1 protein-coding gene is annotated in these 12125 nt (G+C 75.4%); it reads right to left on the bottom strand.

The window, feature by feature from the left end; translation table 11 throughout:
* Positions 1 to 12125, bottom strand: a 12125-nt coding sequence (locus ACFY23_RS31635; protein WP_387051334.1) for an SDR family NAD(P)-dependent oxidoreductase, incomplete at both ends; no start/stop codon positions are given.

The following is a 12125-nucleotide window of genomic DNA, read 5'->3' as shown; positions in this document are numbered from 1 at the left end:
GCCACACCCAAACCACGCAACACGCCCCACTTACCAGGGCTCGCCGTCGCATACACCGTCGCACCGAAATGCTGCGCCAACTGGATCGCCGCCATGCCCACGCCACCCGCACCCGAGTGGACCAGCACCGACTCCCCCGCCCGCAACCCGGCCAGATCACGCAACGCGTAGTACGCCGTCAGGAACACCACCGGCACCGACGCCGCATCCACAAACGACCAACCCGCCGGCATCCGCGCAACCCGATCCCGCTGCGCCACCACCTGCGGACCGAACCCGGGCTCGAACAACCCGAACACCCGGTCACCCGGCACCAGACCCTCGACCCCAGGGCCGACCTCCAGCACCACACCCGCGCCCTCGCTGCCCATCACCGCGGACGAATCCGGGTACATGCCCAGCGCGATCAACACGTCCCGGAAGTTCACACCCGCCGCACGCACGGCGACGCGGACCTCGCCGGAGGCCAGGGCGACCGGCGCGGTCGGCGCGATCTCCACGCCGTCCAGCGTCCCGGGGCGCACCGCCGCCACGTGCCACGCGCCGTCGGCTGGCGGGGTCAGCTCGGTGCCGGCGCGCCGCACGAGCCGGGGTACGAGCACCCGGTCGCCCCGCAGCGCGAGCTGGCCGCCGAGGGGCGAGGGGTCGGCCGCGACCGCCGACAGCACGCCGAGCGTCGCCGGGTCGACGGGCCCGTCGAGGTCGGCCAGGACGATGCGGTCCGGGTGCTCCGACTGCGCCGACCGCAGCAGACCCCACACCGCCGCGCCCGCCAGATCGTCGACCTGGTCCTCGTCGCGGGCCACCACCGCGCCCCGCGTCGTGACCACCAGCCGCGCGTCCGCCAGCGCCTCGGCGGCCAACCACGACTGCACCACCGCCAACACCTGGGTCGTCACGGACCGAACGGCCGCCGGCACCGCCAGGTCGGCGGCCACGGGCACCGGCAGCAGCACGCGGTCCGGGGTGCACTCCCCCGCTTCCACGGCCGCCACCAGCGCCGCCACGTCCCCGAACACGGTGACACCCGGCAGCTCGACGTCGCCGAGCACGGCCCAGCCGGAGGCGTCCCCGGCCGGGGTCACGTCCTCGGCCTGCCACGACACCTCGAACAGCGACCGGTCGGCCGCGTTCGGCGTGGCAACCGCACCCATCTCCCGCAGCACGAGCGAGTCCACCGACACCACCGGCGCACCCGACCCGTCCACCGCCACCAGGCGGACCGCCGAACCGGCACGGGTCAGCCGCACCCGCAACACCGACGCGCCCGACGCGTGCACCTGCACACCCTCGAACGCGAACGGCACCCGCGGACCGGAACCGGTCCCGGCGTCGAGCAGCCCGATCGGGTGCAGCGCGGCGTCCAGCAGCGCCGGGTGCACCCCGAATCCCGTCGCGTCGCCCGTCGCCTGGTCGGGCAGGGCGACCTCGGCGTACACCTCGCCGTCGCCGGCCCACACCCGCCGCAACCCCTGGAACACCGACCCGTACGCGAGCCCGTGCTCCACCAACGCCGGATACCAGCCGGCGAGGTCCGTCTCCGGCACGCCGACCGGGGGCCACGCCGCCAGGCCGGGCTCCTCGGCGGACGCCGGCTCCAGCACACCGCCGGCGTGCCGGACCCACTCCGCCTCGGCGTCGTCCTCCGGCTGGGAGTACACGGCGACGTCCCGGCCGCCGGAGTCGTCGATCCCGCCGACGCGCACCTGCACCCGCACGCCGCCGGACGGCGGCAGGGCCAGCGGCGCGGCGATGGTCAGCTCCCGCACCCGGGACGCGCCCACCTCGTCGCCGGCCCGCACCACCAACTCCACCAACGCGGTGCCCGGCACCACCACCGCACCCGACACCACGTGATCGCCCAACCACGGATGCGACGACAGTCCCAGCCGGCCGGTCAGCACCACCTCGTCGTCGCCCGCCAGGCGCACCGCCGCACCCAGCAGCGGGTGCCCCGGCGCGGCGAGCCCGGCGCCGGACACGTCGCCGCTGCGCCAGGCCGTCGCGTCGGGCCAGAACCGTTGCCGCTGGAACGGGTACGTCGGCAGGTCCACCGGTCGTACGGCGGAGCCGCCGCCGGTCAGCGCGGCCCAGTCGACGGGCACGCCGCCGGCGTACGTCTCGGCGAGGGCCGCGAGGAAGGCGGACGCCTCGGTGCGGCCCTTCCGCAGGGTCGGTACGACCACCGCGTCGCTGTCGTCCGCGAGACAGTCCTGCGTCATGCCGGCGAGGACGCCGTCCGGCCCGACCTCCAGGTACGTGGCGACGTTGCGCTGCCGCAGGTACGCGATCCCGTCGGCGAAGCGGACGGCCTCACGGACGTGCCGCACCCAGTACCCGGGGTCGCAGAGGTCCGCCGTGTCGGCGGCGTGGCCGGTCAGGTTGGACACCACCGGCAGCAGCGGCGGCCGGAAGGCGAGGCCCTCCAGGACGGCCCGGAAGTCGGCGAGCATCGGCTCCATCAGCGGGCTGTGGAACGCGTGACTCACCGTCAGCCGCCGCGTCCGCACGCCCCGGTCCCGCCAGACGGTCTCCGCCTCGTCCAGGGCCGTCAGGTCGCCGGACACCACGACGGAGGTCGGACCGTTCACGGCCGCGATGCCCAGCCGGTCGGTCAGCCCTTCGAGGGTCGGCAGGATGTCGGCCTCGGCCGCGTTCACCGCCAGCATCCCGCCGCCGGCCGGCAACCCCTGCATCAACCGACCCCGCGCCGCCACGAGGGTGCACGCGTCCTCAAGAGACAGCACCCCCGCCACGTACGCGGCCGTGATCTCACCGACCGAGTGGCCACCCACGAAGTCCGGCACCACACCGAACGACTCGACCAGACGGAACAGCGCCACCTCGACGGCGAACAGGCCCGCCTGCGTGAACACCGTCTGGTCCAGCAGCCCCGCCTCCGGCGAGCCCTCGGGAGCGAACAGCACCTCCCGAAGCGGCTGCGGCAGCAACGGGTCAAGCTGCCCGCACACCTCGTCCAACGCGGAGGCGAACACCGGGAACGCCCCGTACAGCTCCCGGCCCATGCCGGCGCGCTGCGCGCCCTGCCCGGAGAAGAGGACGGCGAGCCGGCCGGTCCGGGCCGTGCCCCGCACGACGATGGACGACGGCTCGTCGCCGGCGACGGCGTCGAGGCCGGCGAGGATGCTCTGCCGGTCGCGGGGCAGCAGCACCGCGCGGTGTTCGAACGCGGACCGCCCGGTGGCCAGCGCGTGGCCGAGGTCCGGCAGCGGCACCGCGGGGTTCTCGGCCAGCCAGGCGCGCAGCCGGGTGGCCTGCTCGCGCAGGGCGTCGCCGGTGCGGGCGGAGAGTACGCAGGGGGTGGTGAGGTCGCCGGAGGTGACGGCCGGCGGCACGGTCACGGTCGGCGCGGGCGCGGCGTCGGGCGCCTGCTCCAGAATGGTGTGGACGTTGGTGCCGCTGATGCCGAACGACGACACGGCCGCCCGGCGGGGCCGGTCCGTCCCGGGCCAGGGCCGGTCCTGCGCGAGCAGGGCGACGGAGCCGGCCGACCAGTCGATGTGCGGGGACGGCTCGTCGACGTGCAGGGTGCGCGGCAGGATGCCGTGCCGCATCGCCAGGACCATCTTGATGACCCCGGCGACGCCGGCAGCGGCCTGCGCGTGCCCGATGTTCGACTTGATCGAGCCCAGCCACAGCGGCTGGTCGGCGGGCCGCTCCTGCCCGTACGTGGCGAGCAGCGCCTGCGCCTCGATCGGGTCGCCCAGGGCAGTGCCGGTGCCGTGCGCCTCGACGGCGTCGACGTCGGCGGGGGCGAGGCGGGCGTTGGCGAGGGCCTGGCGGATGACCCGCTGCTGGGACGGCCCGTTCGGGGCGGTGAGGCCACTGCTGGCGCCGTCCTGGTTGACGGCGCTGCCCCGGATCACCGCGAGGATGCGCCGCCCGTTGCGCTGGGCGTCGGAGAGGCGTTCGAGCAGCAGCATGCCGACGCCCTCGGCGAAGCCGGTGCCGTCGGCGCCGGCGCCGAACGCCTTGCACCGCCCGTCGGGCGACAGGCCGCGCTGCCGGGAGAACTCGGCGAGCATCCCGGGGGTGGACATGACGCTGACGCCGCCGGCGAGGGCGAGGCGGCACTCGTCCTGCCGCAGCGCCTGCGCGGCGAGGTGCAGGGCGACCAGCGACGACGAGCACGCCGTGTCGACGGTGACGGCCGGTCCTTCGAGCCCGAACAGGTAGGAGATCCGGCCGGACGCGACGCTGCCGGCGCTGCCGTTGCCGACGTACCCGTCCAGTTCGTCGGAGGTGCCGAGGGCCTTGGACGCGTAGTCGTGGTAGATCAGGCCGACGTACACGCCGGTGCTGCTGCCGCGGGCGGCCAGCGGATCGATGCCGGCCCGCTCGAACGCCTCCCACGAGGTCTCCAGCAGCAGCCGCTGCTGCGGGTCCATGGCCAGGGCCTCGCGCGGCGAGATGCCGAAGAACGCGGCGTCGAAGTCGGCGGCGTCGTACAGGAAGCCGCCGCGTTGCGGGGTGGCTGTGCCGTCCTGGGCGTCGGTGCGCAGGTCGGCGAGGTCCCAGCCGCGGTCGGTGGGGAAGGGCGCGATGACGTCCGCGCCGGCGGTCACCAGGTCCCAGAGCTGCTCGGGGGTCTGCACGCCGCCGGGGAAGCGGCAGGCCATGCCGACGATCGCGATGGGCTCGTCGGTGCCGGCCGCGGCGGCGGCCTGGACCGCGACCGGGGCGGCCCGGCCGACGATCTCCCGGTCGAGGAAGTCGGCGAGCACGACCGGGGTGGGATAGTCGAAGGCGACCGTGGCGGGCAGCCGCAGTCCGGTCGCGGTGGCGAGCCGGTTGCGCAGCTCGACGGAGGTCAGGGAGTCGAAGCCGAGTTCCTTGAACGGCCGCTGCGGGTCGACGTGGTCGGCCGAGCGGTGGCCGAGGACCGCCGCCACGTTGTTGGCGACGAGTTCGAGGAGTTGGCCGCGCCGCTCCACGGGGCTGAGCGCCGCGAGCCGTTCGCCGACGGAGAGGTCGGCGGTGGCCCGGGTGGCCGCCCGCCGCCGCGCGCGGGGCGGCCGGACAAGGTCGCGCAGCAGCGCGGGGACCCGCCCGGCGTCCGGCGCGTCGGTGGCCGCCGGCACCTTCATGAGTACGACGTGCGCGCCGCCGTGCCGCTGCGCGGCGTCGAGGAGGGCGAGCCCCTCGGCGTCGGTGAGCGGGGCGCTGCCGGCGCGGATGGCCCGCCGGTGCTCGGTCGCCTCGAGGTGGGCGGTCATGCCGCTGGTGGTGGCCCAGAGTCCCCAGGCGAGGCTGGCCGCCGGCAGGCCCCGCTGGCGGCGGTGCTGGGCGAGGGCGTCGAGGAACGCGTTCGCGGCGGCGTAGTTGGCCTGGCCGGGCGAGCCGAGGGTGGCCGCGATCGACGAGAACACCACGAACGCGGCCAGGTCCAGGTGGGCGGTGGCGCGGTGCAGCGCCCACGCCCCGTCGACCTTGGGCGCCAGGACGGCGGCGAGGGCGTCGGCGTCCAGCGAGGTGATCGTCGCGTCGGCGATGACCCCGGCGGTGTGCACGACGGCGGTCAGCGCGTGCGCCCCGGCGACGAGGTCCGCCACCTGAGCCGGGTCGCTGACGTCCACCGCGACGGCGTCGACCGTGGCGCCGGCCTCGGTCAGCTCCGCGACGAGCGCGGCGTACTCCGTGCCCTCGACGGGTAGGCGACGCGAGGCGAGCAGCAGTCGGCGCGCCTGACCGGTGGCGACGAGGTGCCGGGCCACGACCCCGGCGAGGGTGCCGGACGCACCGGTGACGAGGACGGTGCCGTCCGGGTCGATCGGCGCGGGAACCTGGAGGACGACCTTGCCGACGTGCCGGGCCTGGCTGATGTGCCGCAACGCCGCCCGGGCCTGCCGCACGTCCCACACCCGCACCGGCAACGGACGCAGCACGCCCCGCTCGAACAGGGCCAGCAGCTCGGACAGCATCTGCCCGATCCGTTCCCCGCCGGCGTTGTTGAGTTCGAACGCCTGGTACGCCACGCCGGGGTGTTGTTGGGCGACCAACTGCGGGTCGCGGACGTCGGTCTTGCCCATCTCCACGAACCGGCCACCACGCGGCAACAACCGCAACGACGCGTCCACGAACTCACCCGCGAGCGCATCCAACACCACATCCACACCCGCGCCACCACTGGCGGAGACAAACTTCTCCTCGAACTCCGTCGTCCGCGACGACGCGATCCGCTCCTCCGCCACACCCAAACCACGCAACACGCCCCACTTACCAGGGCTCGCCGTCGCATACACCGTCGCACCGAAGTGCTGCGCCAACTGGATCGCCGCCATACCGACCCCACCCGCACCCGAGTGGACCAGCACCGACTCCCCCGCCCGCAGACCGGCCAGATCACGCAACGCGTAGTACGCCGTCAGGAACACCACCGGCACCGACGCCGCATCCACAAACGACCAACCCGCCGGCATCCGCGCAACCCGATCCCGCTGCGCCACCACCTGCGGACCGAACCCGGGCTCGAACAACCCGAACACCCGGTCACCCGGCACCAGACCCTCGACCCCAGGGCCGACCTCCAGCACCACACCCGCGCCCTCGCTGCCCATCACCGCGGACGAATCCGGGTACATGCCCAGCGCGATCAACACGTCCCGGAAGTTCACACCCGCCGCACGCACGGCGACGCGCACCTGGCCGGCCGCGAGCGGCGCCGCGCTGCCGGGCACCAGGTCGACGCCGTCGATGGTGCCGGGGCTGACCGCCGCGACGTGCCACAGGTCCGTGGACGGGGTGAGCGCGTCGCCGGTCGGCCGGGTGACCCGGGGTACGAGCACCGCGCCCTCGCGGATCGCGAGCTGGCCGCCGGTGGGGGCCGCGTCGTCGGCCACGGCGGCGAGCAGGGCCAGGGCCTCGGCGTCCGGCTCCCGGTCGAGGTCGGCGAGGACGATGCGGTCCGGGTGCTCCGACTGCGCCGACCGCAGCAGGCCCCACACCGCCGCACCCGCGAGGTCGTCGACCCGGTCGCCGGGCCGCGCCGCCACGGCGCCCCGGGTCGCCAGCGCGAGCCGCGTCTCGGCGAGGGGCTCGGCGGCCAGCCACGCCCGCACGGACTCCAGCACGGCCGACGTCCCGGCGCGGACCAGACCGGGCAGGTCGTCGCCCTCCGGGGCGGCGACCGGCAGCAGCAGGAGGAGGCTCGGCGCCTCCTGGCCCGCCTCGACGGCCGCGACCAGCGCCGCCACGTCCCCGTACGCCGGCACACCCGGCAGCTCCAGGTCGCCCAGCACCGCCCAGGCGGAGGCGTCCCCGGCCGGGGTCACGTCTTCGGCCTGCCACGTCACCTCGAACAGCGACCGGTCGGTCCCGGCCGGGGCGGACACGGCGGTCATCTCCCGCAGCACGAGGGAGTCCACCGACACGACCGGCGCACCCGACCCGTCCACCGCCACCAGGCGGACGGCCGAGCCGGCACGGGTCAGCCGCACGCGCAGCACCGATGCGCCCGACGCGTGCACCTGCACGCCCTCGAACGCGAACGGCACCCGTGGGGCGGACGACTCGGCGGCCAGCAGCAGCCCGATCGGGTGCAGGGCCGCGTCCAGCAGCGCCGGGTGGACCTCGAACCGGCCGGCGCTCTCCGCCGCGTCGTCGGGCAGGGCGACCTCGGCGTACACCTCGCCGTCGCCGGCCCACACCCGCCGCAACCCCTGGAACACCGACCCGTACGCGAGCCCGTGCTCCACCAACGCCGGATACCAGCCGGCCAACTCCACCTCGGACGCCCCGGCCGGCGGCCAGACACCGATCGCCGGCTCCTCGGCCACGGCCGGCTCCAGCACACCCTCGGCGTGCCGAACCCACTCCGCCTCGACGTCGTCCTCCGGCTGCGAGTGCACCGTCACCTGACGCGCCCCGGACCCGTCCGCCGCGCCGACGCGCACCTGCACCCGCACGCCACCCGACGCCGGCAGGGCCAACGGCGCCGCGATCGTCAACTCCCGCACCCGCGACGCGCCCACCTCGTCGCCGGCCCGCACCACCAACTCCACCAACGCCGTGCCCGGCACCACCACCGCACCCGACACCACGTGATCGCCCAACCACGGATGCGACGACAACGCCAACCGACCCGTCAGCACCACCTCGTCGTCACCCGCGAGGCGCACCGCCGCACCCAGCAGCGGGTGCCCGGCGACCCCGAGGCCCGCGCCCGAGACGTCACCGACCCGCCACGACCCCACCTCGGGCCAGAACCGCTCCCGCTGGAACGCGTACGTCGGCAGGTCCACCCGCGCCGCACCGGAGCCGGCGAAGACGGCGGCCCAGTCGACCCGTACGCCCGCGGTGTGCAGCCCGGCCAGCGCGGCGAGCAGCTGGCGGCGGCCGTCCTCGTCGCGGCGCAGCGAGCCGACGACCACGCCGCCGCCGGACCGCCCGGCATCGGCCCGGTCGAGGGCGTCCTGGACGACGACCTTGAGGACGGGGTGCGGGCTGACCTCGACGAAGGCTCGGAAGCCGGCGGCGATGAGCCCGTCGACGACGGGGGCGAGCCGGACGGGCTCGCGCAGGTTCCGGTACCAGTAGTCGGCGTCCAGCTCGGTCGTGTCGAGCAGTTCGCCGGTGACGGTGGAGTGGAAGGCGACGCCGGTCGGACGGGCCTCGATCGTGCCGAGGGCGGTGGCCAGGTCGTCGCGGACGGCCTCGACGTGGGCACAGTGCGACGCGTAGTCGACGGCGATCTCCCGGGCACGGATGTCGCGCTCCGCGCAGACCGCGAGCAGTTCGGCGACCGACGCGGCGTCGCCGGACACCACGGTCACGGAGGCGCCGTTGAGGGCGGCGACGGAGAGGGTGTCCCCCCACGGGGCGATCAGCTGCTCGGTGTCGGCGGCGGACAGCGGCACGGACACCATGCCGCCCAGCCCGGAGATGGCCAGCAGGCCCCGGCTGCGGGCGACGACGAGCCGCATCGCGTCCGGCAGGGTGAGCGCGCCGGCCGCGCAGGCCGCGGCGATCTCGCCCTGGGAGTGGCCGATGACGGCGTCCGGCACGACGCCGCAGGACTTCCACAGCTCGGCGAGCGAGACCATGACGGAGAACAGCAGCGGCTGGACGACGTCCACCCGGTCCATCGGCGGGGCGCCCGGCGTGGCCCGCAGGACGTCCTCCAGGGACCAGTCGACCAGCCGGGCCAGCTCGGTCTCGCACTCACGCATCCGGTCCCGGAAGACGGGCGACGACTCCAGCAGGTCGAGGGCCATCCCGGTCCACTGGGAGCCCTGGCCGGGGAAGACGAAGACGACCTTCGGGGCGTCCTCGCCGACGCTGGTGGGCTGGTCGGCCAGGGCCAGCGCGGCGAGCCCGGCGAGGGCGTCGTCCCGGTCGGCTGCCACGGCGACCTGCCGGTACGGGTGATGGGCGCGGCCGGCGGCGAGCGAGTACGCGGCATCGACGAGGTCGAGGTCCGGCCGGTCGGCGAGCCGTTCCCGGAGCCGGGCCGCCTGGTCGCGCAGCGCCCGGGGGCTGCGGGCCGAGACGAGCAGCGGCACGGCGTCCGCGGCGACCAGGCCGGGCAGCCGGTGGGCCGGCTCAGGGCTGGTCGGCGGGGCGTCGACGGCGGGTGCCTGCTCGATGATGGCGTGGGCGTTGGTGCCGGAGATGCCGAACGAGGAGACAGCGGCCCGGCGGGGCCGGTCGGCCGCCGGCCAGGGCGTCGCCTCGGTGGCCAGGGTCACGGCCCCGGAGGTCCAGTCGATGTGCGGGGACGGCTCGTCCACGTGCAGGGTGGGCGGCACGATGCCGTGCCGCATGGCGAGGACCATCTTGATCACACCGGCCACGCCCGCGGCGGCCTGGGTGTGCCCGATGTTCGACTTGATCGAGCCCAGCAGCAGCGGCCGGTCACCCGGCCGGTCCTGCCCGTACGTGGCCAGCAGCGCCTGCGCCTCGATCGGGTCGCCGAGAGTGGTGCCGGTGCCGTGCGCCTCGACGGCGTCCACGTCCACGCTCGACAGGCGGGCGTTGGCCAGGGCCTGGCGGATGACCCGCTGCTGCGACGGCCCGTTCGGGGCGGTCAGCCCGTTGGACGCGCCGTCCTGGTTGACGGCGGTGCCCCGGATGACGGCGAGGACCCGGTGCCCGTGCCGCCGCGCGTCGGAGAGCCGCTCCACCAGCAGCATGCCGACGCCCTCGCCCCAGCCGGTGCCGTCCGCGCCCGCGGCGAACGCCTTGCAGCGGCCGTCGGGGGCCAGGCCGCCCTGGCGCGAGAACTCGGAGAACATGCCGGGCTGGGCCATCAGCGCGACGCCGCCGGCCAGGGCCATCTCGCACTCGCCGGAGCGCAGCGCCTGCGCGGCGAGGTGCAGGGCGACCAGCGACGACGAGCACGCCGTGTCGACGGTGACCGCCGGGCCCTCCAGCCCGAACGTGTAGGCCACCCGGCCGGAGGCGACGCTGCCGGCGGTGCCGGTGAGCAGGTGGCCCTCCAGGCCCTCCAGGCCGTCGCTTCCGGTGGCGGCGTAGCCGGAGGAGGCGGCGCCGATGAAGACGCCGGTGACGGTGCTGTTCCGGCTGGCCGGGTCGATGCCGGCGTGCTCGAACGCCTCCCACGAGGTCTCCAGCAGCAGCCGCTGCTGCGGGTCCATGGCGAGGGCCTCGCGGGGCGAGATCCCGAAGAACGCCGAGTCGAACTCGGCCGCGTCGTACAGGAAGCCGCCCTGCCGGGTCGTCGACGTGCCCGCCCGGTCGGCGTCCGGACCGTACAGGGCGTCGAGGTCCCAGCCCCGGTCGGCCGGGAAGCCGCCGATCGCGTCCCCGCCCGAGGCGACCAGATCCCACAACTGCTCGGGGGTGCTGACGCCGCCCGGGTACCGGCACGCCATTCCGACGATCGCGATGGGCTCGTCGGCGCCCGCCGCGCCGGCCGCGGAAACGGCGGTCGCGACGGCCGTGACCGCACCCAACTGCTCGTGCAGGTGCTCGGCCAGCCGGGCGGGCGTGGGGTAGTCGAAGACGAGGGTGGCGGACAGCCGCAGCCCGGTCGCCGAGGCCAACCGGTTACGCAGCTCGACGGAGGTCAGGGAGTCGAAGCCCAGCTCCTTGAACGCCCGACCACCCGGCACCGCCTGCGCCGACGCGTGCCCCAGCACCGCCGCCGCCTGCCCGCACACGAGGTCCACCAACAGCCGACGGGCGTCGTCCTGCGACAGCCCGACCAGCCGGTCACGCCAGGAGGAACCGGTCGTGGCGGCAGCGCCACCCGCCTGCCGGCGCCCGCTGGCCCGCGCCAGCAGCCGCAGGATCGGCGGCACCTGGGCGGCGTCGGCGGTGATCCGCAGCCGGGCCGCCGCCACGTTCGGCAGCGCTCTGGCCGTCGCCGCGTCGAGCAGCGCGGCGCCCTCGTCGGCGGACAGGGCGGTCATACCCAGTCGCCCCAGCCGCTGCTGGTCGTCCCGGTCGAGGTGGGCGGTCATGCTGCTGGTGGTGGCCCACATGCCCCAGCCGATGCTGGTCGCCGGCAGGCCCCGCTCGCGACGGTGCTGCGCCAGAGCGTCGAGGAACGCGTTCGCCGCCGCGTAGTTGCCCTGCCCCGGCGAACCCAGAGTCGCCGCAATCGACGAGAACACCACAAACGCGCTCAGGTCCAGGCCGGCCGTGGCCTCGTGCAGCGCCCACGCCCCATCCACCTTCGGCCCCATCACAGCGGCCACAGCGCCGGCATCCAACGACGTGATCGTCGCGTCGGCCAGCACACCCGCACAGTGCACCACCGCCGCCAACCGATCCGCCCCCGCCACCAGGTCCGCCACCTGAGCCGGGTCGCTCACGTCCACCGCAACGGCGTCGACCGTGGCGCCGGCCTCGGTCAGCTCCGCGACCAGCGCGGCGTACTCCGTGCCCTCGGCAGGCAGGCGGCGCGAGGCCAGCAGCAGCCGACGCGCCTGACCGGTGACGACGAGGTGCCGGGCCACGACCCCGGCGAGGGTGCCCGACGCCCCGGTGACCAGCACCGTGCCGTCCGGATCCACCGACGCCGGAACCTGAAGGACGACCTTGCCGACGTGCCGGGCCTGACTGATGTGCCGCAACGCCGTACGCGCCTGCCGCACATCCCACACCCGCACCGGCAACGGACGCAGCACACCCCGCTCGAA

Origin of the sequence: Micromonospora sp. NPDC000121, assembly GCF_042899165.1 — a bacterium.
Classification (GTDB): domain Bacteria; phylum Actinomycetota; class Actinomycetes; order Mycobacteriales; family Micromonosporaceae; genus Micromonospora.
Note: the sequence above shows the minus strand (reverse complement) of the source record. Positions and strands in the feature narration are given on the sequence as shown.